Annotated in this window: 27 protein-coding genes; 7 read left to right on the top strand and 20 right to left on the bottom strand. The window is 64.3% G+C overall.

What is annotated here, in order from left to right:
- Positions 1-85: 85 nt before the first annotated feature.
- The 4 genes from AC07SZ_RS13770 to bcoG are packed head-to-tail and all read right to left on the bottom strand — an operon-like array spanning position 86 to position 3,909.
- Positions 86-1,249, bottom strand: coding sequence for an acyl-CoA dehydrogenase family protein (locus tag AC07SZ_RS13770; RefSeq protein ID WP_172371199.1), 1,164 nt, complete (start codon positions 1,247-1,249; stop codon positions 86-88).
- A gap of 4 nt (positions 1,250-1,253) precedes the next feature.
- Positions 1,254-2,348, bottom strand: a complete 1,095-nt coding sequence (locus tag AC07SZ_RS13765) for a carnitine 3-dehydrogenase (protein WP_056568943.1) — start codon at positions 2,346-2,348, stop codon at positions 1,254-1,256.
- Positions 2,345-2,974, bottom strand: coding sequence for an HD domain-containing protein (locus AC07SZ_RS13760; protein ID WP_494914650.1), 630 nt, complete (start codon positions 2,972-2,974; stop codon positions 2,345-2,347). Before AC07SZ_RS13760 ends, AC07SZ_RS13765 begins: the two co-directional genes overlap by 4 nt.
- A 17-nt stretch (positions 2,975-2,991) precedes the next feature.
- Positions 2,992-3,909 (bottom strand): 3-dehydrocarnitine:acetyl-CoA trimethylamine transferase BcoG, encoded by a 918-nt coding sequence (gene bcoG, locus AC07SZ_RS13755; RefSeq protein WP_494914649.1) that lies wholly within the window; start codon positions 3,907-3,909, stop codon positions 2,992-2,994.
- Between the two features lie 136 nt (positions 3,910-4,045).
- Between bcoG and AC07SZ_RS13750 the strand changes: the two genes are divergently transcribed.
- Positions 4,046-5,026, top strand: a complete 981-nt coding sequence (locus tag AC07SZ_RS13750; protein ID WP_056570306.1) for a GlxA family transcriptional regulator — start codon at positions 4,046-4,048, stop codon at positions 5,024-5,026.
- On the opposite strand, the gene AC07SZ_RS13745 is transcribed toward AC07SZ_RS13750, so the two are convergent.
- The 3 genes from AC07SZ_RS13745 to xylA form a co-directional block, all read right to left on the bottom strand.
- Positions 5,023-5,226 carry a hypothetical protein gene (locus AC07SZ_RS13745; protein WP_056568937.1) on the bottom strand — a complete coding sequence of 68 codons (204 nt, stop codon included), beginning with the start codon at positions 5,224-5,226 and terminating at the stop codon, positions 5,023-5,025. The genes AC07SZ_RS13750 and AC07SZ_RS13745 overlap by 4 nt on opposite strands.
- Before the next feature lie 175 nt (positions 5,227-5,401).
- Positions 5,402-5,881: a GNAT family N-acetyltransferase gene (locus AC07SZ_RS13740; RefSeq protein WP_056570304.1), complete on the bottom strand. Its 480-nt coding sequence runs from the start codon at positions 5,879-5,881 to the stop codon at positions 5,402-5,404.
- Positions 5,882-5,971: 90 nt separating this feature from the next.
- A complete protein-coding gene (gene xylA, locus AC07SZ_RS13735) occupies positions 5,972-7,297 on the bottom strand; it encodes a xylose isomerase (RefSeq protein ID WP_494914648.1) in 1,326 nt (441 codons plus the stop codon).
- 107 nt (positions 7,298-7,404) lie between these two features.
- Here xylA and AC07SZ_RS13730 point away from each other — a divergent pair, with 107 nt between their 5' ends.
- On the top strand, positions 7,405-7,767 hold the full coding sequence (locus AC07SZ_RS13730) for a nuclear transport factor 2 family protein (RefSeq protein WP_494914647.1): 363 nt from the start codon (positions 7,405-7,407) through the stop codon (positions 7,765-7,767).
- Between the two features lie 32 nt (positions 7,768-7,799).
- Here AC07SZ_RS13730 and xylB read toward each other — a convergent pair whose 3' ends face one another.
- Together xylB and AC07SZ_RS13720 are read right to left on the bottom strand one after the other, a co-directional pair.
- A complete protein-coding gene (gene xylB, locus AC07SZ_RS13725) occupies positions 7,800-9,254 on the bottom strand; it encodes a xylulokinase (protein ID WP_494914725.1) in 1,455 nt (484 codons plus the stop codon).
- Positions 9,255-9,335: 81 nt separating this feature from the next.
- Entirely contained in the window at positions 9,336-10,658 is a 1,323-nt protein-coding gene (locus AC07SZ_RS13720; protein ID WP_494914646.1) for a tetratricopeptide repeat protein, read from the bottom strand.
- A 225-nt stretch (positions 10,659-10,883) separates the two neighbouring features.
- Here AC07SZ_RS13720 and AC07SZ_RS13715 point away from each other — a divergent pair, with 225 nt between their 5' ends.
- Positions 10,884-13,673, top strand: a complete 2,790-nt coding sequence (locus AC07SZ_RS13715) for an autotransporter family protein (protein WP_494914645.1) — start codon at positions 10,884-10,886, stop codon at positions 13,671-13,673.
- Positions 13,674-13,704: 31 nt separating this feature from the next.
- Here the strand turns inward: AC07SZ_RS13715 and AC07SZ_RS13710 are convergent, their stop codons facing one another.
- On the bottom strand, positions 13,705-14,328 hold the full coding sequence (locus tag AC07SZ_RS13710; RefSeq protein ID WP_056568925.1) for a LysE family translocator: 624 nt from the start codon (positions 14,326-14,328) through the stop codon (positions 13,705-13,707).
- Between the two features lie 157 nt (positions 14,329-14,485).
- A complete protein-coding gene (locus AC07SZ_RS13705; RefSeq protein WP_080680899.1) occupies positions 14,486-14,608 on the bottom strand; it encodes a hypothetical protein in 123 nt (40 codons plus the stop codon).
- A gap of 238 nt (positions 14,609-14,846) precedes the next feature.
- Between AC07SZ_RS13705 and AC07SZ_RS13700 the strand changes: the two genes are divergently transcribed.
- The 4 genes from AC07SZ_RS13700 to AC07SZ_RS13685 all read left to right on the top strand — a co-directional run bounded on the left by AC07SZ_RS13700 (position 14,847) and on the right by AC07SZ_RS13685 (position 19,487).
- Positions 14,847-15,614, top strand: a complete 768-nt coding sequence (locus AC07SZ_RS13700) for a L,D-transpeptidase (protein ID WP_494914644.1) — start codon at positions 14,847-14,849, stop codon at positions 15,612-15,614.
- Positions 15,615-15,798: 184 nt separating this feature from the next.
- Positions 15,799-16,965, top strand: a complete 1,167-nt coding sequence (locus AC07SZ_RS13695; protein ID WP_494914643.1) for a diphosphate--fructose-6-phosphate 1-phosphotransferase — start codon at positions 15,799-15,801, stop codon at positions 16,963-16,965.
- Positions 16,966-16,982: 17 nt separating this feature from the next.
- Positions 16,983-17,702 carry an MBL fold metallo-hydrolase gene (locus AC07SZ_RS13690; protein WP_056570296.1) on the top strand — a complete coding sequence of 240 codons (720 nt, stop codon included), beginning with the start codon at positions 16,983-16,985 and terminating at the stop codon, positions 17,700-17,702.
- A gap of 243 nt (positions 17,703-17,945) precedes the next feature.
- Positions 17,946-19,487: a DegQ family serine endoprotease gene (locus AC07SZ_RS13685; protein WP_056568916.1), complete on the top strand. Its 1,542-nt coding sequence runs from the start codon at positions 17,946-17,948 to the stop codon at positions 19,485-19,487.
- Between the two features lie 59 nt (positions 19,488-19,546).
- Here AC07SZ_RS13685 and coaA read toward each other — a convergent pair whose 3' ends face one another.
- The 9 genes from coaA to hisB form a co-directional block, all read right to left on the bottom strand.
- Positions 19,547-20,506, bottom strand: a complete 960-nt coding sequence (gene coaA, locus AC07SZ_RS13680) for a type I pantothenate kinase (RefSeq protein WP_056568914.1) — start codon at positions 20,504-20,506, stop codon at positions 19,547-19,549.
- Between the two features lie 24 nt (positions 20,507-20,530).
- Positions 20,531-20,854, bottom strand: a complete 324-nt coding sequence (locus tag AC07SZ_RS13675; RefSeq protein WP_172347407.1) for a phosphoribosyl-ATP diphosphatase — start codon at positions 20,852-20,854, stop codon at positions 20,531-20,533.
- A gap of 31 nt (positions 20,855-20,885) precedes the next feature.
- The gene (gene hisF, locus AC07SZ_RS13670; RefSeq protein ID WP_056568909.1) at positions 20,886-21,680 is read right to left on the bottom strand and encodes an imidazole glycerol phosphate synthase subunit HisF; all 795 of its coding nucleotides are present in this window, start codon (positions 21,678-21,680) and stop codon (positions 20,886-20,888) included.
- On the bottom strand, positions 21,677-22,513 hold the full coding sequence (locus tag AC07SZ_RS13665; RefSeq protein WP_494914642.1) for an arginase family protein: 837 nt from the start codon (positions 22,511-22,513) through the stop codon (positions 21,677-21,679). Before AC07SZ_RS13665 ends, hisF begins: the two co-directional genes overlap by 4 nt.
- Complete coding sequence (gene hisA / locus AC07SZ_RS13660; RefSeq protein WP_172371203.1) at positions 22,510-23,259, bottom strand: 1-(5-phosphoribosyl)-5-[(5-phosphoribosylamino)methylideneamino]imidazole-4-carboxamide isomerase; 750 nt, start codon at positions 23,257-23,259, stop codon at positions 22,510-22,512. The genes AC07SZ_RS13665 and hisA overlap by 4 nt, the downstream gene beginning before the upstream one ends.
- Before the next feature lie 3 nt (positions 23,260-23,262).
- The gene (locus AC07SZ_RS13655; protein WP_494914641.1) at positions 23,263-23,553 is read right to left on the bottom strand and encodes a DUF1330 domain-containing protein; all 291 of its coding nucleotides are present in this window, start codon (positions 23,551-23,553) and stop codon (positions 23,263-23,265) included.
- Positions 23,554-23,640: 87 nt separating this feature from the next.
- Positions 23,641-24,291, bottom strand: a complete 651-nt coding sequence (hisH, locus tag AC07SZ_RS13650; protein ID WP_172371205.1) for an imidazole glycerol phosphate synthase subunit HisH — start codon at positions 24,289-24,291, stop codon at positions 23,641-23,643.
- A gap of 1 nt (position 24,292) precedes the next feature.
- Positions 24,293-24,769, bottom strand: coding sequence for a DUF2628 domain-containing protein (locus AC07SZ_RS13645; RefSeq protein ID WP_494914640.1), 477 nt, complete (start codon positions 24,767-24,769; stop codon positions 24,293-24,295).
- Positions 24,770-24,773: 4 nt separating this feature from the next.
- Positions 24,774-25,373 carry an imidazoleglycerol-phosphate dehydratase HisB gene (gene hisB, locus AC07SZ_RS13640; RefSeq protein WP_140770370.1) on the bottom strand — a complete coding sequence of 200 codons (600 nt, stop codon included), beginning with the start codon at positions 25,371-25,373 and terminating at the stop codon, positions 24,774-24,776.
- Positions 25,374-25,451: the final 78 nt, after the last annotated feature.

The following is a 25,451-nucleotide window of genomic DNA, read 5'->3' as shown; positions in this document are numbered from 1 at the left end:
GGTCATCTTTTCGTTTGAGCGCGATCCCAGGACAGACGATCTCGTTTGCCCGACAAAACCGAATCCCGGCTTGGGCGATCATGCTCTAAGCTCCGAACGGGCGCAGCAGCGCCCGCGAAATAATATGTCGCTGAATCTCCGACGTGCCTTCCCAGATGCGCTCGACGCGGGCGTCGCGCCAGATGCGCTCCAGCGGCAGGTCGTCCATCAGCCCCATGCCGCCATGGATCTGGATCGCTTCGTCGGCGACGTAGGCCAGCATTTCGGTGGCCTTCAGCTTGGCCATGGCCATGTCCTGGTCGGTGACCGTGCCCTGATCGTATTTCCAGCCGGCTTCGAACACCATCAGGTCGGCCGCTTTCAGTTCCGTGGCCATGTCGGCAAGCTTGAACGAGACACCCTGGAACTTGCCGATCTGCTGGCCGAACTGCTGGCGCTGCGCGGAATACTCGATGGCGTGGCCGAGCGCCCGCTCGGCCCGGCCGAGACAGGTGGCGCCGACCTGCAGGCGGGTGGCGCCGAGCCAGGAATTGGCGACGTCGAAGCCCTTGTGCACTTCGCCGAGCACCTGGCTTGCCGGCAGCCGGCAATCGTCGAATTCGAGGATGGCGTTGGTGTAGCCACGATGCGAGACATTGCGGTAGCCGTCGCGTACCGCGAATCCCTTGGTGCCCTTGTCGACGAAGAAGGCGGTGATCTTCTTGCGTTTTCCCCGGGCGGTTTCTTCCTCTCCCGAGGCCATGAAGCAAATCGCGAAATCCGCGAGGTCGGCGTGGGAGATAAAGTGCTTGGTGCCGTTCAGCACCCAGTCGTCGCCATCCTGCACCGCGGTCGCCTTCATGCCGCGCAGGTCCGAGCCGGCGCCCGGCTCGGTCATCGCCAGGCAATCCCACTTCTCGCCGCGAATGCACGGGAACAGGTATTTTTCGCGCTGCTCCGGCGTGCCGGCCAACAGGATGTTGGAGGGACGCGCGACACAGGTCCAATGCAGCGCGTAATTGGCGCGGCCGAGTTCCTTTTCGTAGAGCAGCCAGGTCACCGTATCGAGGCCGGCACCGCCAACGTCCGCCGGCATGTTGGCGGCATAGAGACCGGCTTCGATCGCCTTGGCCTTGAGCTCCTCGATCAGGTCGCGGCGCAGCACGCCTGTGCGCTCGACCTCGCGTTCATGCGGGTAAAGCTCGTTCTCGACGAAGGCGCGCGTCGTCTCGACAATGAGCTTCTGTTCCTCCGACAGCCCGAAATCCATGGTCTCAGCCTTTCTTCTTTTTCTTCGGCTTTTCCGCCTTCTTCACCGGCTTGGAGGCCTTGGCCTTTTCGGCAGCCTTTGAGGCCGCCGGCTTCTTCGCCGCCAGCTTGGCCAACTGCCTGGTATAGTCCTTGTGCAAGGCGCCCGCGCCCCAGCCCTTGCCCTTGTTCTGCTTCGACAGCGCATCCATGATCGCGACCAGATTGTCGTCGCGGATCTTTTCCAGTTCGCGGATCGACAGGCCGTGCGCCTGGTCGTCCGACTGCGTGGCGATCAGGTCGACCAGTTCGTCGTTGAATTCAGGCACGTCCATCAGCTTGGTCCACGGCCATTTCAGGCATGGGCCGAACTGGGCCATGAAGTGGCGCATGCCGGCCTCGCCGCCGGCGACGCGGTAGACCTGGAACATGCCCATCTGCGCCCAGCGCAAGCCGAAGCCGTAGCGCATGATGTCGTCGAGTTCCTCGACCGTGCAGATGCCGTCCTTGATCAGCCAAAGCGCCTCGCGCCAGGCCGCTTCGAGCAGACGATCGCCGACGAAGGCCTCGATCTCCTTGCGGATGACGACCGGCTTCATGCCGATCGAGGCATAGATCTCCTTGGCGACCTCGATGGCCTCGGGGAAGGTCTGATCGCCGCCGACGATTTCGACCAGTGGCAGGAGGTAGACCGGGTTGAACGGATGGCCGACGACCAGCCGCTCCGGGTGCTTCTTCATCGCCACCTGCATATCGGTCGGTTTGATGCCGGAGGTCGACGAGCCGACAATGGCGTTGGCCGGCGCATGGGCGTCGATCTCGGCCAGCACCTTGTGCTTGAGGTCGAGCCGTTCCGGCACGCTTTCCTGGATGAAGTCGGCGTCGGCAACGGCCTCCGCGATCGTCTTGGCGAAGGTCAGCTTGCCTTCTTTCGGCAGGCCGCCGGGCACCATCTGTTTGTAGGCGCGGCGCGCGCCCTTCATCACTTCCGAGACCTTGCGCGAGGCTTCCGGGTCCGGATCGAAGATCGACACGTCGATGCCGTTCAAGAGCAGCCGCGCCACCCAGCCGGCGCCGATGACACCGCCGCCAATGGCGGCCGCCTTGTTGATGATGCTCATGCGGAAGCTCCGGTTCTTGTCCTGGCAGTTTGGGGATCGATGAGAGGCACGCGCTCGCCGGCGCGGATCACCGCGGGGTCGTAGGCCTTGCGGGCGAAGATCTCGAGCACGAAGGGCCGGAAGAAGTCGATCGGCAGCGTCTCGTAGTCGGGATCAAAGCTCGACTGGTCCCAGCGTTCGCAAAACTGGTCGCAGTCGTCGAAATAGGCATGGCCGGCAAAGCGGTCGCGCGCATGGCGATTGCCGCCGAGATGGTGGGCGTAATAGAGCCGCTGGAAGTCACCGTGCTTTTCCACCACCCAGGTGCATTGCTCGCGCACGAAGGGTTTCAGGATCGAAGCGGCGTATTCGTCGTGATTGTAGGGCGCGTAGATGTCGCCGATGTCGTGCAGCAGCGCGCAGGCGATCCAGTCGGTGTCGCCGCCGTCGCGCCAGGCGCGCGTCGCCGCCTGCAGCGAATGGCCGAGCCGGGTGATCTTGTAGCCCGACAGGCCTTCGTCGAGTTGCACCAAAGCGTCGAGCAGACGATCGCCGGTCTTGGCGGCGTAGTCGATTTCATGGGCGGTCAGGAACTCGTAATCGTCCCTGTCACCATCCTTCATCGCGGTGAATTTGACGGTTGTCATTCTCGATGCCCTCCAAACTATGCCGCGATCGGCGCCCGCTTGGTCAGGTTGAGCTTCTTGCGCACTTCCTCTGGCCCCAGGATCCGAGCGCCGAGATTGGTGACGATGCTGGCGGCGCGCTCGACCAGCTGCGCATTGGTCGCCAGCACGCCCTTGTCCAGCCAGAGGTTGTCTTCCAGCCCGACGCGGACATTGCCGCCGGCGAGCACCGCGGCCGCGGCATAGGCCATCTGGTTGCGGCCGATTGAAAAAGCCGACCAGTTCCAGGTCGACGGCACGTTGTTGACCATGGCCATGAAGGTGTTGAGATCGTCAGGCGCGCCCCACGGCACGCCCATGCAGAGCTGCACCAGCGCGTCGGGGTTGAGCACCTTTTCCTCGACCAGCTGCTTGGCGAACCATAGATGGCCGGTGTCGAAGGCCTCGATCTCGGGCTTGACGCCGAGCGCCGTCATCATGCCGCCCATGGCACGCAGCATGCCGGGCGTGTTGGTCATGACATAGTCGGCTTCGGCGAAATTCATGGTGCCGCAGTCGAGCGTGCAGATTTCCGGCAGGCACTGGCGCACATGTTCCATGCGGTTGGTGGCGCCGCCCATGTCGGTGCCCTTCTCGTTAAGCGGCAGCGGCGCTTCCGGCGAGCCGAACACCATGTCGCCGCCCATGCCGGCGGTGAGGTTCAGGATGACGTCGACATCCGCCGCGCGGATGCGCTCGGTCACCTCGCGGTAGAGATGCACGTCGCGGCGCGGCTTGCCGGTCTCTGGGTCGCGGACATGGCAATGGACGATCGCGGCACCGGCCTTGGCCGCGTCAATGGCCGAATCGGCGATCTGCCTGGGCGAACGCGGCACATGTGGGCTACGATCCTGCGAGCCGCCGGATCCGGTCACGGCACAGGTAATGAAGACCTCACGGTTCATCGCAAGCGGCATGGAATTCTCCTCCCAATCGAAACAGCCATGCATGTCGCCCAAAAGTGGGAACCGGTTTTGGGGCAACGACATGCACAGGAACCCGCATAACATTGCGCGACTTGCAGGGGACTGCTTTGCGCTTTACGAAGGCTGCGTGACAAAAAACGAAAAACCGACAATCTTTCGCGCCGAACAGTCGCCGCTCAAGGTGACGCTGCTGGTGTTTTCCGGCGCATCCATCATGTGCGTGGCGTGCACCGTCGACCCGCTGCGTGCCGCCAACCGTATTGCCGGCGAAACCCTGTTCGACTTCAAACTGGTTTCGGTGACCGGGGAAGCGCCGGTCACCACATGCGGCCTGCCCGTGGCGGTCAGCGGCCGGTTCGATGCGACGGAGCCAACCGATGTCCTGGTCGTGGTCGCGGGCTTCGGCACACAGAACTATGCCACGTCGGCCTTGCTCGCCGGCCTGCGCCGCGCGGCGCGGGCGGCTCGCGCCTGCGGCGGCGTCGAGGCGGGCACATGGCTGGTGGCGCGCGCCGGCCTGCTGGAGGGGCGCAGCGCCACGACGCATTGGGAGGACATGGAGGATTTTTCGTCGGCCTTTCCCGGGGTCGACGTGCGCCCCGACCGGTACATCATCGATGGGCCGGTATTCACCACCGGCGGCGCCTCGCCGACGCTGGACCTGATGCTGCACCTGATCCGCACCCGGCTCGGCATGGCCGTGGCGCTCGATGTGGCAAGCGCGTTCATCTACGACCAGGCACGGGTAGCGACCGACGCGCAGCCGCTGGTCTCGCTTGGCCGGCTCGACGGCTACGATCCACGCCTGGCGCAGGCGATCCGGCTGATGGAAGCGCATGTCGACCAGCCGCTGACCATAGAAGCCATAGCAAAGCGCGCCGGCGTGACGGCCCGGACCCTGGAAAGTATTTTTCGCAAGTCGATCGGCGAGACGCCTGGCGCCTATTATCTGAGGCTTCGCCTGGGCGCGGCGCGCCGGCTGGTGGTCGACACCAGGGTGGCGATGGCGGATATTGCCGGGCGGACGGGATTCTCATCCGCCGCGGCGTTTTCCAGAGCGTTTTCAAGAGCATTTGGCGAAGCCCCGGTCAGGCTTCGTCGGGGTTAAGCGGCGTTCCGGCGATCGGTGCCAGCGTCGATCTGCGAGCGCATCTGCCTCGCAAGACGGATTTCGAAACGGCTGCTGACGGCGCGATCCCATTCGTTTTTCACGTCGTCGGTCGGCCGCGGCAGCGCCATCAGCCGGTCAATGATCGATCCGGTCTCACCGGATGAGAGCAGGGCGTCGATTTCGCGTTCGTGCTGCATATCGGTTCGCCTCCTTCCTTTTCACCCGCCACAGGTCCCTTTTATACGAGATACGTGACGGCAGTTTGAAGGCAAGAGCGAGGTCATTGAGGGGCACCCAGGGGCAAAACCTTGTCGCCGAATGAGCGCTTTGGCGCAAAGCCGTTACGCACGCCAAAATCCGGATCAGGGGACGTCAGCCCAGCCGCTTCTCGAACAGAACGGTTGTGAAACCGCTGTCCCATTCGTCATCCGGATAGCGATCTTTTTCGACGTAGCCGAGCGCCTTGTAGACGCTCTGGGCGCGCTCGTTGAACGTATCGGTCTCGAGCCGAGCCTGGCGGAATCCGTCAGCGCGGATAGCCTGTTCGGCGTGCGCCAGCAGACTGCCGCCTACGCCCTGGCCCTGACGGCTGGCCCTGACATGCAAAGCCTCGATGAAATCGCCGCGCCAGTGGATCAGGCCGGCAATCTCGCCGCCGATCTCGGCAATGGTGAATTCCGGCCAGCTCTCCTGGACATAGCGCCCGCCAAGATCGGTCTCGACATAGCGCCGCGCCGATGCCTGGGTAATGTGCGGCAGCCAGGTGCCCTCGAACGTCTCCCGCAGCACCTTTTTGAGAGCCACGAGATCGCTCAGCCGCGCCTTGCGCACCGTGATCTGTCCGTTTGCCATTTTCATCTCCCTTCGGGAGAGCGAACTAGCAAAAGGCGATCACGGCGGCTTTCAGCCACATCGGGCAGATGTCTGTCCAGAAGTCAGGCGTCAGACGTAACGGTTGACGATGTTCTCCAGCAGTTCCTGGCGGCCGGAGCGCGGCTGCGGCTCGATCTTCTTCTTCACCACGCGCTCGGCGATCTCCTCCAGCGTGCGCTTGCCCGCCAGCATCGCCTTGGCCTCGGCGCTGTTCCAGCCGGCGTAGCGCTCGGCCAACGGCGCGGACAACGCCTTGTCCTCGATCATGCGGGCGGCTGCCTTGAGTCCGCGCGCGCAGGAATCCATGCCGCCGATGTGGCCGATCAGCAGATCCTGCGGGTCGAGCGACTGGCGGCGCAGCTTGGCGTCGAAATTGGTGCCGCCGGTCTTGAAGCCGCCGGCCTGCAGGACCTGGTAATAGGCAAGCGCCATCTCCGGCACGTTGTTGGGGAACTGGTCGGTGTCCCAACCCGACTGGTAGTCGTTGCGGTTCATATCGATGGAGCCGAAGACACCGAGCGCGTTGGCCAGCGCCAGCTCGTGCTCGAACGAATGGCCGGCCAGGATGGCATGGCCCTGCTCGATGTTGAGCTTGACCTCCTTCTCCAGGCCGAAGCGCTTGAGGAAGCCGTAGACGGTGGCGACGTCGTAGTCGTATTGGTGCTTGGTCGGCTCCTGCGGTTTCGGCTCGATCAGGATGGTGCCCTTGAAGCCGATCTTGTGCTTGTAGTCGACGACGAGGCTGAGGAAGCGTCCGGCCTGTTCCTGCTCGCGGGCGAGGTCGGTATTGAGCAGCGTCTCGTAGCCCTCGCGGCCGCCCCACAGCACATAGTTCTCGCCCTTCAACCGCTTGGTGACGTCGATGCAGCTCTTCACCGTCGCCGCCGCATAGGCGAACACGTCCGGATCGGGATTGGTGGCGGCACCCGACATGAAGCGGCGGTTGGAGAACAGGTTCGCCGTGCCCCACAGGAGCTTGACACCGGTCCGCTTCATCTTGGTGGCGAAATAGTCGGCGATCTCGTCGAGGCGGGCGGCACTCTCGGAAAAATCCTTGCCCTCGGGCCGGACATCGGCGTCGTGGAAGCAGAAATAGGGCGCACCGAGCAGCGAGAACATCTCGAAGGCGACATCGGCCTTGAGTTTCGCCAGTTCCATCGTGTCGACGCCGCCGGCCTTGGGGAACCAGGGACGGTCGAAGGTCTGGCCACCGAACGGATCGCCGCCCGGCCAGGCGAAGGAATGCCAGTAGGCGACAGCGAAGCGCAGATGGTCTTCCAGCCGCTTGCCGGCGACGACCTCGTCGGGGTTATAGAAGCGATAGGCCAGCGGATTGGTCGAATCCGGCCCCTCATATTTGATCTTCTGGATGTCGCCGAAAAATCCGCTGCTCATGATTTCTGTCCTCTCTCGAATAGTTCGCCCTGATTACCTCAGGCGTAATTGGTTTCGGTCCTGCGCTGGTCGAAAAGGCTGATGTCAACAAACAAAGGAGACAGACCATGACCGACCTCAACGCAATCGCCGAGGGCTACATCACCGCCTGGAACGAAAGCGATGCCAGCCGCCGCGCCGAATTGCTCAAGGCGACCTTCACCGAAGACGTCAGCTATCGCGATCCGCTCATGCAGGGCGACGGCCATGAAGGCGTCGCGGCGCTGATCGACGGCGTGCATCAGCGCTTTGCCGGCTTCCGGTTCTCGCTGAAGGGCGCGCCGGACGGGTTTGCCGACAAGATCCGCTTCTCCTGGAATCTCGGCCCGGAAGGCACACCTTCCATGATCGAAGGCACCGACATCGGTGTCATCGAGAACGGCCGCCTGAAGAGCGTCACCGGCTTCCTCGACAAGGTGCCGGCGCAGTGAGTTGCCGAGCTGTGGCGTGGGCGAGAAACCGCTCACGCCGTGGCGCCCCTGATTGCCGGATACAGCGCCCGGTAACGGTGATACGCATCGGCATAGGCACCGCCGAGCCTGGCATCCGGTTCGATCGTGGCATCTGTCCTGGGCGCGGAGCAGACGGCCAGCGGATCGGCACCGGTCGCCGCGATCAGGCCAAGCCTGGCGGCGCCAAAGGCGGCGCCGAAATCGCCGTCGGCTGGAATATCCACCGGCACCTGCAGCGCGGTGGCGATCGATTTCAGCCAGTAGCGCGAGCGCGAGCCGCCACCGATCGCGGTGACGCGCGTCAGTGTGGTGCCGGCTTTCTTCAGGGCTTCGAGGCTGTCGCGAAAGGCGAAGGCGACGCCTTCCAGAACCGCCTGTGTCAGCACCGCGCGGCTCGATTCATGCGCCAGGCCGGTGAAGGAACCGCGAATGGCGGAATCATTGTGCGGCGTACGCTCGCCGGAGAGATAGGGCAGGAAGGACACGCCGCTCGGCGCCATCAGCGCGTCACCCAGTTCAGCGGTCAGTTCGCCCGCGCCTTTGCCCGTGATCTCCGACAGCCAATTGAGCGAATCGGTCGCCGACAGGATGACGCCCATCTGATGCCAGGTGTTGGGCAGCGCATGGCAGAAGGTGTGGACCGCGCTTGCCGGGTTGGGCAGATAGGACGCGTTGGCGGCAAACAGCACGCCCGACGTGCCGAGCGAGACAAAGGCATGGCCGGCGCCGACCGTGCCCATGCCGCAGGCGGAAGCCGCATTGTCGCCGGCGCCGCCGGCAACCGGGATGCCGGCCTCGACGCCCCATTTCGACGCCAATTCGGCACGCAACCCGCCGGCCTTCTGTGTGCCCTCGACCAGGGACGGCATCTGCTTCTCGTCAAGCGCGGTGGCGGCGAGCAGTTCGGCCGACCAGCGGCGCTTGCCGACATCGAGCCAGGACGTGCCGGCCGAATCCGACATCTCCGAAATGTGCTCGCCGGCGAGCCAGAGCCGCAGGAAATCCTTCGGCAGCAGCACCTTGGCAACCTTGGCGAAGACGGCGGGCTCGTTGTTCTTCACCCAGGCAAGCTTGGGTGCGGTGAAGCCAGGGAAAACGATGTTGCCGGTCAGCGCGCGGAAGCGCGGGTCGGCGTCGAGTGCCGACGCCTCGACATGGCTGCGCGTATCGTTCCACAGGATGCAGGGACGCAGCACGTGATCGGCCGCGTCGAGCAAGGTGGCGCCATGCATCTGGCCCGACAGGCCGATGCCTTTCACCGCCGCGAGCTGCTTGGGATGGGAAGCCTTCAGTTCACCGATCGCGTCTTCGCAGGCGCGTATCCAGTGCGACGGATCCTGTTCGGACCAGCCGGGATGCGGCCGCGAAACGTCAAGCGAGCCGTGGCCGGAGCCGACGACATTCTGTCCGGCATCCATCAGCAGCGCCTTGACGCCCGACGTGCCCAGGTCGAGGCCGAGATACATGTTTTCCTCCCATGCCATTATTTTTTTCGGATCTCGAAAAAATCTGGCCGAGCGAGTTTTTAAGGCAAGATCCGCTCCGGGTCAATTCTCTGACAAATCGGCGGCGCGTCGTGAAAACAGTAGCGACAGCGGGCTGTCCGGTCGCGCCATCGCCCGCTCGGCCGCGAGCGCCCTGGCGAGCACGCGGTCCCCGCCTCGCAGCGCGGCTTCGATCAGCGTCAGGTCGATGACGTCGCGCTGCGCATGGCTTCCACCGAAACGGTGGGCGATCGCGCGGATCGGCCGGATCAGGCGTATGGCCTCGGCGTAGTTGCCCTCGCCGAACGCCTTGATCGCCAGCGTCAGGGGATAGCCGACATCGCGGGTGAAGGCGGCGTTGTCGTCGCTGCCACGCATGGCCTCGCGCTGTGCCTCGAGCAAGGTCCGGGCCTGTGCATCGAGCCCGGCGCCCACAAACGCCATCATCGCATGGGCATCGTTGAAGGCATAGTCGCCGGCGCCGGCCCCCGGCCAATTGGCGGCCAGCGCTGCCCAGCGGTCGCCGATATCGACGCCGCCGAGATAGAGCCGCCACAGCAGCGCCGACGCATCGACCATATTGAGCGCCATTGTTGATGGTGTGCCGTAGATCGGCCCGTCGTAGAGCGCCAGCACCTGGTCGGTCTCGCCGAGATCGTAGTGAAACAGCGCCAGATGCCACCAATTGTGCACCTGCAGGAAGCTATCCTTCGTCCAGGCTTCGGGGTTGGCGCGCATCCAGGCAATGCCGTCTCTTTGCCGGCTTTGCATTTCCATCACATGGGCGACGGCGTGTTGCGCCCAGCCGTCGCGCGGTTCGATCTCGACCGCCATGCGACCGAGTTTTTCAGCCTTGGTATAGTCACCCATCTCCTCCAGCCCGAAGGCCTGCATGCCAAGCATGGCATGGTAACCGGGCATGCCGCTCTGCCAGGACGGCAAGGCGCGCGCGATGCGGTCGCGCAGCATGCGGGCATTGCCGGTGAAAAAGTCGATCTGGTGCCCGACCTGCAGCGCCACGGCGTCGAGTGGGGTCTCGATGGTGATGTCCTCAAGGATCCTGGCGGCATCATGCCAGCGCCCGTTGGCGAGGTGGCCGAGGGCTGAGACATGGGCCTTTTCGCGCGTTGTCGCGGCAAGCGGCAGCGCCGCCTCGTGGCAGGCCCTGGCCACGGCCGTCGCCTCACGCTCGGTGGCAAGCCCGAAGAGATAGCCCTTGAAGACATGCGCCATGACAAAACCTGGGTCCTGCGCGATGGCGCGATCGACGGAAGCCACGGGATCGCCGATAAAGCACTGCAATTGGCTCACCGCTTGGCTGTAGGGCACGAATCCCGCTTGCGTCGCACCCGAAAGTGCCAGGTCGAATGCATCATTGATCGCCATGCAACTCCCCTTGACCGGCGCGTTGCGGGCACGATGCCCCTCGGTCCAACGCGATCTTAAAGCATCGGCCACGGACGCGCCAACCATGCACCGCGCACACTGATCTCAGTAGATTTCGCAATTCATCAACCATGGCGAGCAGATTAGGCTTTGTAAAATCGAACGGATTGTGGCTTCATTGCGGCGCGGCGAAGGGCTTGTAATCGCGATCTGAGAGGGGACGCGATGCGGCATTTTGAAATACAGCTTCCGAATGGTCGTTCGGAGCACGTTGATGGGGTGATTTCTTTGTCGCGGCGAAGGCCGCAGCAAATTCGACCATGGTTTATTAGCTTGCTTGCAACTACAGCGTTTGTGTTGCTGCCCGGTTCCGCGGCTTTCGCGGCCTGCGTGCTGGTTCCATCGGCGGGAAATACCACCTTCACCTGCGATAGCGGCGATTCAGGCGGCAGCCTCACCGACACCAGCGGCGACAATACGCTCACCTTTCCCGCCGGCGGCACCGGCCAGGTGAGTGGCAACGTCACTTTCGGTCCCGGCACGGACCGCATCAACATGCAGTCCGGCATCATTACCGGCACGGTCGACCAGGGCGACGGCACGGATTTCCTCACCATCGGCGGCGGCACTGTCACAGGCAACGTCCAGCAGGGCGCCGGCATCGACGACTTCAACATGAGCGGTGGCCAGATCGGGTCGCTCAACCAGGGCGACGGGCTCGACACCTTCACCATGACGGGAGGGCGCATCGTCGATTTCTTCGACGATGGCGACCGTGCCGTGATGACCGGCGGCCGCATCGGCCGCGTCAACATGAAGCTCGACAAGAACTATTTCAACATGTCCGGAGGCACCATCGACCGCAACCTCGTCACCGGCTTCGACCAGGACACCATCATCCTCTCGGGAGGCACGATCGGCGGCAACATCAGCGTCAGCGGCGGCAATGACAGCGTGACAATCACCGGCGGCACCGTCGGTGGCGACGTGCTGATGAGCTTCGGCTCCGACAATTTCGTCTGGAATGGCGGCGGCATCATCTATGGCGCGGTCGATCTCGGCGCCGACAACGATACCGCCAAGCTCAGCAACCTTACCAACGCCAATCTCGGCGGCACGGATGCCATAAATGGCGGCCTTGGCACCGACACGCTGACCTTCGACAACGTCAAACTGGAGGGGATCGCCCGGGTCCAGAACTGGGAGAGCATCGACGCCAGCAACGACACGCAATTGATGCTCGACGGCAATCTCGTGCTCGGCGACAGCGGCACCGGTACAGGCTCGCTCAGCGTCGATGCTGCAAGCACGCTCTATGGCGGCGGCTTCAACTCGACGATCCAAGCCTTCACGGCGGGCCAGTTGGCTGAGGTCACCAATGCCGGGCGCATCGACCTGACCAACGGCACCACCGGAGCGACCGACCGGCTGACGATTTCGGGCAATTATGTCGGCGCCGGCGGCGTGCTGCTTGTCCAGACCGAACTCGGCGACGACTCTTCCGCGTCCGACAGGCTGGTCCTGTCAGGCGGGACAGCTTCCGGCTCGACCGGCATTTCCGTGGTCAATGTCGGCGGCGCGGGTGCCGCGACCACGCAGGACGGCATCATGCTCGTCCAGGCCATCAACGGCGCCACCTCGGGCGCCTCGACCTTCGCACTTGACGGGCCGGTCGCCGCCGGCGCCTTCGAATACTATCTTTTCAAGGGTGGCGTCAGCGCCGCCAGCGACGAGAACTGGTATCTGCGCTCGACACTGATAACACCGACGTCGCCGGCCGCGGCGCCACCGACGCTCGAGCCCTCGCCACCGGTGGAACCGGTGCCCCCGGCGGCCGAGCCGCCGCCTCCGCCGCCCTCCGAACTGCCGCCGACGCCACCGCCGAGCGAGGGCGACATCAACAATCCGCCGGTCGACCCGACGCCGCCGGTGCAAACCAGCGACCCGCAACCCGAACCACCACCGCCGCCACCACCGGCGCCTCCGGCGGATCCGCCACCGCCGCCACCGGTGGTGCCGACTGCCGTGCCCGACCTGCCGGTGCCGGCGGTCGGTCAGGAAATCGTGCTCTACCGCATCGAGGTGCCGGTCTATTCGGCCTTGCCGCCCGTGGCCGAGCACCTGGCGATGACGACGCTCGGCACTTTCCATGAACGGCGCGGCGAGCAAAGCCTGCTGTCGGACACGGAGTTGTCGCCGGTCTGGGGCCGCATCCATGGCCAGGACGCCAAGATGGGCTGGTCGGGAACAGTGTCGCCATCCTTCGATGGCACCCTGTTCGGCCTGCAGGCGGGCTTCGACGTGTTCGGCCGCGACACCGCCTCGGGCGGAATCGATCGCGCCGGCCTGTTCGTCGCCTATGCCAGCATGAAGGGTGATGTGCGCGGCCAGGCGCTGGGATGGAACGACCTGTCCGTCGGCAGCCTCGACGTCACCGGCACCAGTGTCGGCGGCTACTGGACCCGCATCGGCCAGGGCGGCTGGTATCTGGACGGCGTCCTGATGGCCACCTTCTTCGGGGGCAACGCGACGTCGTCGCGCGACATTGGCATCGATATCGGTGGGACAGGCGTCACCGCTTCACTTGAAGGCGGCTATCCCATTGCGCTGGCGCAGGGCTGGACGCTCGAGCCGCAAGCGCAACTGGTCTGGCAGCATCTGTCGCTGGACGATACCAACGACCGCTTCTCGTCGGTTTTCTTCGGCACCGACGAGAGCGTCAGCGGCCGGCTGGGCGCGCGGCTGCAGGGCGAGACCACGATCAACGGCATGGCGCTGCAGCCTTATCTCAAGGCCAACATCTGGCACGATTTCGGCGGCACCGACCGTGTCGGCTTCGACACCACCGACATCACGACCGAGGGCAGGTCGACCTCGCTCGAGTTCGGCGGCGGCGTCGTTGCCAAGGTGACGGACAAGGTCAGCATCTTCGCCACCGGCGACTACACGACCAATCTCGGCGGCGCCAAGCGCCGCATCCTCGAGGGCAATCTGGGAATCAGCGTCAAATGGTGAGACCCTCCGCGCCTCACCATGCGTCAGGAGATCAATTGCCCGAACGCATCGCCACCGTGGCGATGCCGGCACCAACCAGCAATGTGCCGCCGGTGCGGTTGAAGACGCGGATCGCCTTGGGATTGCGCACGACGTTTCGCGCGCGTGCCGCGATCAGCGCATAGCCAAACGCATTGGCAAAGGCGAGCGCCAGGAAGGTGGTCTCGAAGACCAGCATCTGCGTCCAGAAGTCGGCATGCCGATCGAGGAACTGCGGCAGGAAAGCAACGAAGAAGGTGATGCTTTTCGGGTTGAGCGCGGTGACCAGCCAGGCGTGCGCCATCATTTTTGCCGACGATACGGCATCGGTCCGGGGTTCGGCCTTCAGCGCTCCGCCAGCGCGGAACAGTTTCACGCCGAGATAGACCAGATAGAAGGCACCGATCAGCTTCAGGATGGTGAAGACACCAGCCGATGCGGCGAGCAGCGCGCCGATGCCCAGCATTGACAAGGTCATGGCGGTGAAGTCGCCGAGCGCCACGCCGACGGCCATCGGCAAAGCGGTGCGCCAGCCCTGGCCCAGCGCATAAGACACGACCAGCAGAATGGTCGGTCCCGGAATGATGAGAAGGATCGTCGACGCGGCGGCGAAAGCGGCCCAGTTTTCGAAGGACATGTCTGTCTCCCTTGGGTTAAGGAAAAGGATAAATCCTCAGCCCCGGGAGAATGTAAAGGGGCATGATCCTTGTTTCTTGCGCAATTGCGGACGCAAGACCAAAACGCATTCTTCCTGAAATTGCCGCGCCATCAATTGCGCGAACGGCAGGTTGGCGTCAGTTCGCGCCGCCCAGCGTGCTCACGATATCGGCCAGGCTGACATTGGCGCCGAGGACCAGTGCGGCCGCGACAATGGCAGCGGCAAAAAGCTTGATGTCGGTCTTTAACGTCTTGCACATGGAGGCCCCTCGCTGATCGCTTGCTGCGTAGGAGCCTCCGACGCCGGGATTATGACATGAACCGGGTCTTTTTGTGCAGGAGCTCTCGGTTGGCGGTGACCCGGGAGGGCCGAACCGCGCCAGGCGACGCGCAAATGCAGGCGATGCAAGGCATTCACGCTTTATCAACCATGAATGATGAAAATGCCTGCCATCCGGCCGGACCGTGCTTCCCGCCGACAGCGTAAGGTTTGGGTATATGCGTGAGTTGCCGCAAGGTCTGACGCCGCCACGAGACGGCGACGCAATCGAAACCGATCATCATCTTTCCCGCCGCGCCGTCCTTTCGGGGGCAGGCGCGCTGGCGCTGCTCAGCGCCGCCGGTTGCTCGACTTCCGGCGGCGGCATGCCGGCGCTTGAACTCGACAATACGGTCACCGGTTCCGTACCGCCGATGCGGCCGGCGATCAGCGTCGACAAGAACATCACCAGCCCCGACCTGATGTATGCCGCGTTGACGGACAACGGTTTCAACGTGCCCGAGGTGCCGTATCTGAAGGTCAAGCCGGAATTCCGCCGTCAGATCGTCGTGGACACGACCGGCGAAGCGCCCGGCACCATCGTCGTCCATCTCAAGGAGCGCATGCTCTATCTCGTCCAGCCGGATGGCGACGCGATCCGCTATGGGGTCGGCATCGGCAAGGACGGCTTCCGCTGGTCCGGCCGCGCCAACATCCAGTATGGCCGGGAATGGCCGACTTGGACACCGCCACCCGAAATGATCCAGCGTAAGCCCGAACTGGTGAAGTGGCAGGGCGGCCAACCCGGCGGCCTCACCAACCCGCTTGGGGCGCGCGCGCTCTACATCTACCAGGACGGCAAGGATACTGGCTACCGCATCCACGGCTCGCCCGAATGGTGGAGCATCGGCCAGGCGATGTCGTCGGGCTGCGTGCGCCTGATCAACCAGGACATCATCGACCTCTACAGCCGCGTTTCGAAGAAAAACCCGGTCGTCGTCATGTGATCTTTCGAGCGGCCAACGCGGCCGCTTTATCGTCTCGTTCGAGCATGATCCCTGGCCAAACGGAAACCGTTTGTCCGAGAAACCGGTTTCCATTTTTCGGGATCGTGCCCGCGACTCCCCGTTGCGCGATGCCGCGAGACAGGCGAAGGTGCCTTGAAACCCATCGCCTCGGGAGACGTCAGGAATGGCCGGAACTTTTGTTATCGCGCAAGGCGGCGGCCCGACCGCCGTCATCAACCAGACGGTTGTCGGCGCCACGCTGGAGATCCGCAAGCGGCATCCCGGCGCCAGGGTGCTGGGCTCCCTCCATGGCGTGCGCGGCATTCGTGACGGCAATTATGTCGACCTTTCGGCCATCCCCGAGGATAGGCTGCGGCTGATTGCCGGGACACCGAGCGCGGCGCTTGGCTCGACGCGCGACAAACCGGACGCGGCCTACTGCGATGTCATCCTCAAGGGCTTGCAGAAGGCCGGGGCCGACGCCTTCATCTATATAGGCGGCAACGACACGTCGGGCACACAGCAGATCCTGACCGACGCCGCCGGCGGTTCCATTGCTTTCGTCCATGCACCCAAGACCATCGACAACGATCTCGAGGAGAACGACCATACACCGGGCTTCATTTCGGCGGCGGAGTTCGTCGCCGGCGCCTTTCTGTCCGTCGACCTCGATTTTCGCGCCTTGCCCGGCATCTATGTCGGCATCGTCATGGGCCGGCACGCCGGCTTCCTGACTGCCGCCGCCGCGGCCTGGCAGCTCGATCCCGACAGCGGCCCACATCTCGTCTACGTGCCCGAGCGGCCGTTCTCCGCGGCCGGTTTCATCGACGACGTGCGTGCCATGCTCGACCGCCACAAGCGCTGCATCGTCGCGGTGTCGGAAGGGGTCAGCACCGCCGACGGCAAGGCACTGGTCGAGAGCCTGGTGCCGCCGGAGAAACTGGAACGCGACCAGCACGGCAACGTCAAATTGTCGGGCAGCGACCTGCCGGCCGCGCTGGAACGGGCATTGGCCGACGGGCTTCCGGGCAAGCGGGCCCGCGTCGACGCACTCGGCTACATGCCGCGCGGCTATGTCGGCGCCATCAGCGCCGTCGACGCGCAGGAGGCATTCGATGCCGGCGCCTTCGCGGTCTCTGTCGCCGAACAGGGCGGCGGCTCGGTGGCGCTGCAATATGATGGCACAAAGACCGTGCTGAAGAAGGTGCCGCTGAAGAATGTCGCCGGCAAGACCCGCCACATGCCTGACAATTTCATGAAGCCCGACGTCAGCCAGCTGTCCGACGCCGGCATGGCCTATCTCAAGCGGCTGGTGCCGGAAAAGTACAAGGTCGGGAAGCCGTTCGTCTAATGTCAGGCTCACACCTGATGCCGGGCTGGTTCACCAAGAGCATCGTCGACGACAGGACGACGATGCTGACCGAGCCGTTCGTGCATGGCTATGTGCGCGCCAACATCTGGCATTTGCGCGGTCGCGACGCCGATCTTTTGGTCGATACCGGCATGGGCATCCGTCCGCTGGCGCCGGAGATCGAAACGCGGCCGGGCAAGCCGCTGCTGGTCGTCGCCACGCACATCCATCTCGACCATGTCGGCTCGCTGCACGAGTTTCCATGGCGGGCTGGACCCAAGATGAGTGCCGCGCAGTTCGAGAGCATGGATGAGGCGGCGACCTACGCCTACATGTTCCACGATCTCGAAGGTGCCGTTTCGAAACTGCCGGAGCCGGGCTGGAAGTCGGCGGATTACAAGATCCCATCGGCGCCGCTGACGCGGACCCTTGACGAGGGCGACGTGATCGATCTCGGCGACCGGCAATTCCGAGTCCTGCATCTGCCCGGGCATTCGCCGGATTCGATCGCGCTGTTCGACGAGGCCGACGGCCTGTTTTTCAGCGGCGACGCCATCTACGACGACACGCTGATCGACAGCCTGCCGGATTCCGACCGGGCCGCCTATGTCAGCACCATGCAGCGGCTGCTCGACCTGCCGATCCGCATCGGCCATGGCGGCCACGGACCGAGCTTCGAGCGCAAGCGTATGCGTGAAATTGCAACGGCTTACATCAAAAAGACCGGCGATATTTGAACCTCGCCAAGCCCGCACACTGCAAGGGGCGGTCAGGCGCCTATCAGGCCGCAAAGAATTAAATCTTTGTAATATAACCGAAAAAACCTAATTCGCCCGCATCCGCGTCCTAGATTCCGGTTTCATCGACCTGAACGGCCGCCGCATGAAGCGAGACAGGCGGCCGCGACGGCCGGTACGCCGAATGGGCCGCTCCCATACAGGCCACGGCGCCAAACCCAATGTCTCGCACGGACAACGACCATGTCATCTCACAACATTCTTCGCAGACATCGCGTCGCCGCATTGCTGGGCGCCGCCCTCATCATCAGCCCCTTCGTCGTTTCATTTGCTCAAAGTGCCGGCAACACAGCCGTGAGCAACGTTGTCGCGACGACCCAGACCCCTGTCGCCGGTATCACCGCGCCAAATGGCTCCTTTGCGCCGATCGTGGCGGCCGACAAGCCGGCGGTGGTGACGGTCACCACCGTCATGAAGGCGCAGCCGGCAAGCGCCGATGACGGGATGCCTCTCGGCAACTCGCCGTTCGACCAATATTTCCGCCAGTTCTTCGGCGACCAGGGCATGCCCGCTCCGCGGACACCGCCGCAACAGGCGCAGCGCGCCGAAGCGCTCGGCTCCGGCTTCATCGTCAGTGCCGACGGCACGATCGTCACCAACAACCACGTCGTCGACGGCGCCTCCTCGATCAAGGTGACGCTCGACGACGGCACCGAACTTCCCGCCAAGCTCATCGGCCGCGACGCCAAGAACGATCTCGCCGTGCTCAAGATCAAGGCCGACAAGTCCTTGCCGACGGTCAAGTGGGGCGATTCCGACCGCCTGATGACCGGCGACCAGGTGCTGGCGATCGGCAATCCGTTCGGCATCGGCACCACGGTGACGGCCGGCATCGTTTCGGCGCGCGGCCGCGACCTGCACAGCGGACCGTTCGACGATTTCATCCAGATCGACGCGCCGATCAACCATGGCAATTCCGGCGGCCCGCTGGTGGACGTGAACGGCAATGTTGTCGGCATCAACACGGCGATCTATTCGCCCAATGGCGGCAGTGTCGGCGTCGGCTTCGCCATCCCGTCGGACCAGGCGCAGAAGGTCGTGGCCAAGCTGATGAAGGACGGCTCGATCCAGTATGGCTATCTCGGTGTCGAGATCCAACCGGTGACGCCTGACGTGGCAAGCGCCATCGGGCTCGATCATCCCGGCGGCGCGCTGGTTTCGAAAGTCAATGACAGCTCGCCCGCCGCCAGCGCCGGCGTCGAGGCCGGCGACGTCATCACCGGCTTCGCCGGACAGGACGTCAAGGACCCCAAGGATCTGTCACGCGCCGTCGCCGATGTCGCCCCTGGCGCAAAGGAATCGCTCGATGTCTGGCGCAAGGGCAAGGCCATGCAGATTTCCGTCAATGTCGGGCAAAACAGCGACGACGTGAAGACGGCGTCGACTGACGACTCCGGCATGCCGAGCGCTGAACAAGGCTCACGCGCGCCGGCGATCGGCCTAGGGCTGATGGATATCACGCCCGACATTCGCCAGGAAATGAACCTCGCCGACAACGAGCATGGCGCGGTAGTTGCGCGCGTCAGTCCCGACAAGGCGGCGGCCGCGGCCGGCATCCAGCCGGGCGATATCATCGTCGCCGTCAACCAGGCGCCGGTGAAGAGCGCCAGGCAGGTCACGCAGGCGATCGCCCAGGCCAGCAAGTCGGGCCGCAAGTCGGTGCTGCTGCTGGTCGAACGCGACGGCGGCCAGATCTATGTCGCCGTGCCATTCGCGAATGGCTGAGGCGCGGAGCCGGGTTTGACCCGAGGGCGGGCTTGTCGCGACGAGCCCGCCCTCGCCATCTAGAGTTTGCGCAGGGCCACTTCCTCGACCAGATGGTCGGCGCCCTTGCGCAGGATGAGGTCGGCGCGGGCGCGCGTCGGCAGGATGTTTTCGCGCAAATTCTTCAGATTGATGTTGGTCCACAGGCCTTCGGCGATGGCGCGCGCCGAATCCTCTGAGAGCTGCGAATAGCGGTGGAAGAAGGAATCCGGATTGCGGAATGCGGTCTCGCGCAGACGCATGAAACGGGAAATGTACCACTGGTGGATCAGTTTCTCGTCGGCATCGATATAGATGGCGAAGTCGAAAAAGTCCGACAGGAAAGGCACGATCTTGCCGTCCTGCGGCAGCTTGCCCGGCTGCAGCACGTTGATGCCTTCGAAGATCAATATGTCCGGCCGGTCGATGGTGACGAATTCGCCGGGAATGACGTCGTAGGTGAGATGCGAATAGACCGGCGCGCGCACATTGGGCAGCGCCGACTTGATGCCGGAGAGGAAACGCAGCAGCGCTCCGACATCGTAGCTGTCGGGAAAGCCCTTGCGTTCCATCAGGTTTTCGCGGCGCAGGACCTCGTTGGGCAGCAGGAAGCCGTCGGTGGTGATGAGATCGACCTTGGGGCTCGACGGCCAGCGCGCCAGCAATTCCTTCAGCACGCGGGCCGTGGTCGATTTGCCGACCGCGACCGAGCCGGCAATGCCGATGATGAACGGCGTCTTGACGATATCGACGGCGTTGAAGAAGGCCTGGCGCTGCCTGAACAGCAATTGGCTGGCCTCGACATGGGCGGACAAGAGCCGCGACAGCGACAGATAGATACGCTTGACCTCTTCGAGGTCGACCGGGTCGTTGAGCGAACGCAGCCGGCGGAATTCGTCCTCGCTCAGTGTCAGCGGCGTGTCGGCTCGGAATTGCGACCATTGCTCGGCGGAGAAGAAACGAAAGGGGGAATATTTCTCGGTTGGCGCGAGCTGATCCATCGAGATACCTGCCCTCCCTCGTGCTCAGCCCTTGGGCCGCGACGCCTTCTCGGCGATGCCCGAACGCGCCGTGCGGCTTTCGAGCTCCTGGAGCACGTCGCGCAACGGGACACCCGAAATGCCGAGAACGACGAGCCAATGATATATAAGATCGGCACTTTCGGAAACGAGGCCCTGCCTGTCGCCCTTGACGGCGGCAATCACGGTCTCGACCGCCTCTTCGCCAAGCTTCTGCGCCGCCTTGTCGATGCCACGCGAAAACAGCTTGGCCGTCCACGAGTCCGCATCGCCGGAATGGGCGCGCTCATGGACGATTTTTTCCAGATCGGACAGCGAAAATTCAGCCATGGCGCCGGGAGCCTTTCTTAGCCGGAAGCCTCTAGGGCCGATCGACCGAGGAGTCCAGCCGCATCGGCAGCCCGGCCTCGGCCATATGCGCCTTGGCCTGCGCTATCGTGTAGGTGCCGAAATGGAAGATCGAGGCCGCCAGAACCGCGCCGGCATGGCCATCGCGAATGCCTTCGACCAGATGGTCCAGCGTGCCGACGCCGCCCGAGGCGATGACTGGCGCGCGCACCGCATCAGCAATCGCACGCGTCAGCGCGATGTCGTAGCCGGCCTTGGTGCCGTCGCGGTCCATCGAGGTCAACAGGATCTCGCCTGCGCCGCGATCGACCATTTTCCGGGCGAATTCGACCGCGTCGATGCCGGTCTTCTCGCGTCCGCCATGGGTGAAGATCTCCCAGCGGTCGGCCTCGCCGGCGCCGGAGACCTTCTTGGCGTCGATGGCGACGACGATGCATTGGTTGCCGAACTTGTCGGCCGCTTCGGCGACGAAATCCGGGTTCTTCACCGCAGCCGTGTTGATCGACACCTTGTCGGCGCCGGCCAAAAGCAGCTTCCTGATGTCGGCGACCTGGCGCACGCCGCCGCCGACGGTCAGCGGCATGAAACACTGTTCGGCGGTGCGGGCGATGACATCGAAGATCGTTTCCCGGTTGTCGGACGAAGCGGTGATGTCGAGAAAACACAGCTCGTCGGCGCCGGCGGCGTCATAGGCCTTGGCTGCCTCGACCGGGTCACCGGCGTCGATGAGATCGACGAAATTGACGCCCTTGACGACACGGCCGTCCTTGACGTCGAGGCACGGGATGACACGGGCTTTCAGCATCAGCGGCCCTCTATCGTGGCGATGAGGTCGTTGAGCAACTGGCCGACCAGCGGTGGCACGTCGGCCTGGGCATCGAAGGCCGGATCGTAGGCGGAAACGGTGATGCCGACGACCGGTACGACAAGCGCCATGGCGCAGGCGGCGTCGCGCAACTGTTGGGGGCTCGGCCCGCCAGATGTGACGTAACGGTTGGCCTGCAGCTCCTTCGGGTCATGCACGTCGAGATCGAGATGCATGTGCACGCTTTTGGCGCCGGCGGCTTTCAGTCTTTCGGTCGCTTGCGCCACGCCGGGGCATTCAGTGCGGATCACCGGCAGGGTCTTGAGGAGTTGTTGCTCGGCCGGATCGAGATCGCGGGCGTTGACGAGCACGCAGCGCGACGGATCGATCGGCTGGAAGCCGGGAATGGCTGATACCATCGGGCGCCAGCACAGGCCAAGCACGGTCGCCAGCGCCATGCCGTCGAGGAAGCCGTATACGGAGGTCTCGGGCGTGTTGAGGTCGCCATGCTGGTCGGCCCAGATGATCGCATCGGCGCCTTCGCCGGCGACCGCGCCGGCACTGGTCAGGCAGTTTCCGGCCAGAACGATAGGAAACCGCCCCCTGTCGATGGCAATGCGGACCTCGCCCGAGACGGCGTTGCAGACAGCGAAACCGGTGGCGATCTCGCGTTCCTGGTCGTCGCCGACCCTGCCGATATCCTCGACCGCGACGTCGTGGCCGGCGATGGTCAGGGCGTCGACGAGACCGCCCGCAATCAGCGCGTCCGGCCCCTGGCCCATGCCGCCATGGTAGTGGCCGCTGTCATAGGAGGCGAGGATGATGGTGATCTTCACGATTTCGCCTCCGCCACCGGCCGCCCCCGCAGGATCGCCAGCGCCTCGGCCGGATCGATGCGGCCGTCATAGAGCGCGCGGCCCGAGATGGCGCCTTCGAGCTTTTGTGCGTCCGGCATGGTCATGCGCACGATGTCGGCGATCGAGGCCAGCCCCCCCGAAGCGATGACCGGGATCGATACGGCGTCGGCGAGGTCGATGGTGGCGTCCCAGTTGATGCCGGTGAGCACGCCGTCGCGATCGATGTCGGTGTAGATGATGGCGGCGACGCCGGCGCCCTCGAACTTCTTCGCCAGTTCGATGACGCCAAGGCTCGACGCTTCGGCCCAGCCTTCGACCGCCACCTTGCCGCCCTTGGCGTCGATGCCGACCGCCACCTTGCCCGGGAAGGCCTTGCAGGCCTGCCGGACCAGACCGGGATCGCGCACCGCCACCGTGCCGAGGATGACGCGGGCGAGACCACGATCGAGCCAGTCCTCGATCTGCGCAATCGTGCGGATGCCGCCGCCGAGCTGCACCGGGTTCCTGGTCGCCTTGAGGATGGCGCCAACCGCCGCGCTGTTGACGCTCTGGCCCCTGAAGGCGCCGTTGAGGTCGACGACATGCAGCCATTCGAAGCCCTGGTCCTCGAAGGCTTTTGCCTGCGCGGCGGGATCATCGTTGTAGATGGTCGCGGTCGCCATGTCGCCGTGCTTCAGGCGCACGCATTGGCCGTCCTTGAGGTCGATGGCAGGAAACAGGATCACGATTCAGGCGCCTTCAACGATGACGAAATGGCCCGTCGATCCGGCAAGCCTGAATTTCGAGGCATGCTGATATTCCGGCGAATGATAGCATTCCACTGCCTTGTCGTAGGATTCGAACTCGATCACGACATGGCGATTGCCTATCGGCTGTTCCGGGTTCTCGTGGCGGCCCGCCCGCACGATGAACTTGGCGCCGTACTTGGCAAAGGCAACGGCATTCGCCTCGATATAGTGCTTGTAGATTTCGGGATCGCGAACATCGATCATCGCCATCCAATAGCCCTTCTTGCTCATGACCTATCCCCTAGCTTGAGCATGATCCCTGGACAAACGGGGACCGTTTGTCCGAGAAAACCGGCGTCCACTTTTCGGGACCATGCTCTAGGGCCTCCACTTCAGGAAATTGGTGATCAGCGCCAGCCCCAGCGCCTGGCTCTTCTCCGGATGGAACTGCGTGCCGACGAGATTGTCGCGGGCAACGGTGGCCGTCACCGGGCCGCCATAATCGGCGACCGCCAGAACCTCGTCCGGCTTGCGAGCGTCGAGATGATAGGAGTGGACGAAGTAGGCGTGCAGCCCCGCGGCTCCGGTTGGAATGCCGGCAAACAGCGGATGCTGGCGCCGAAGCTCGATCGTGTTCCAGCCAATCTGCGGGATCTTCAGCCCGGGATCCGCCGGCGTGATCTCCTTGACGTCGCCCGATATCCAGCCAAAGCCTTTGGTGACGGTCTTTTCCAGGCCGCGCTCGGACATCAGCTGCATGCCGACGCAGATGCCGAGGAAAGGCCGGCCCTTGGCAATGGCAACGTCCTCGACCGCCTCCCACATGCCCTCGACGGCACGCAAGCCTGCCGCGCAGTCGGCATAGGCGCCGACGCCGGGCAGGACGATGCGGTCGGCAGTGCGCACCCGGTCGGCATCGGCCGTCAGCTCGATCTTAGCCGATATTCCGGCTTCGCGCGCGGCACGCTCGAAGGCCTTGGTGGCCGAGCGCAGATTGCCCGAGCCGTAATCGATGATTGCCACCCGCATGTCAGGGCCGTCCCGGGATGTGGGTCAGGCCCAGCGCCATGCCGGGCTGCGCCGGGCGCGCCAGGGCGGCATCCGGAACGATGCGTGGCGCCGGAACGGTTTCCTCCGCGTGCCCTTCGGCCTCAAGCGCATAACGGATGTCGGCATCGTCGAGCCGGCCGGCGTGAACCACGCCCCATTCATGCCAGCCGCGCCGGCGAAGGGCCGCGATGCGCAACCCCTGCCCTTCCAGGCCAACGTAGAGCGAGACGAGCAGGGACAGCAGGGAGCTGGCGAAACCGAGGCCAAGCTTCTGACCAGCCATCGAAAGCAGGCCCATGACGACGAAGGCCAGCCCGGCTTCGATCCACAGCCGATGCCAGGCGAGCCATAGCGGCGGCACCAGCAGGCCGAGCCAGGTGAAGCCATCGCGGACAAAGGCCGCTGTGTCGGCCTTATCGCCGCGGCCGGGCGGTTCCATCACGACATAGGCGGCCATGAGGCTATCCCTTCAAAGATCCCTTGGTGGAGGGAACCGCGTCCGGCTGGCGCGGGTCCGGCTCGAGTGCCGTGCGCAACGCGCGCGCCACCGCCTTGAAGCAGGTCTCGGCGATATGGTGGTTGTTGGCGCCATAGTGGTTGGTGACATGCAGCGTGATGCCGGCATTCTGCGCCAGCGCCTGGAAGAATTCCCGCACCAGTTCGGTGTCGAAGGTGCCGATCTTGGGCGACGAGAAGGACACGTTCCAGACCAGGAACGGCCGGCCCGACACGTCGATCGCCGCACGCGTCAGCGTCTCGTCCATGGCAAGGTCGATCGAGGCATAGCGCATGATGCCGCGCCGTTCGCCCAGCGCCTTGGTCAGCGCCTGGCCGAGCGCGATGCCGGTGTCCTCGACCGTGTGATGGTCGTCTATATGCAGGTCGCCCTTCGCCCTGACCGTCATGTCGATCAGGGAATGGCGCGAGAGCTGGTCCAGCATGTGGTCGAAGAAGCCGACGCCCGTGGCGATATCGGATTTGCCCGAGCCGTCGACATGGACCGACACCGAGATATCGGTTTCCCTGGTTTTGCGGCTGGCTTCGGCGGAACGGGGCGCCATCACTCTATCCTTGTCCCAGCGGTTCACGTGGTAAACCGGTTCACAGGCTCCAAGCGCTCGCGGGCTTGAAAACGAATG

It is taken from the genome of Mesorhizobium sp. GW821-FHT07A06 (genome assembly GCF_059419085.1).
Note: the sequence above shows the minus strand (reverse complement) of the source record. Positions and strands in the feature narration are given on the sequence as shown.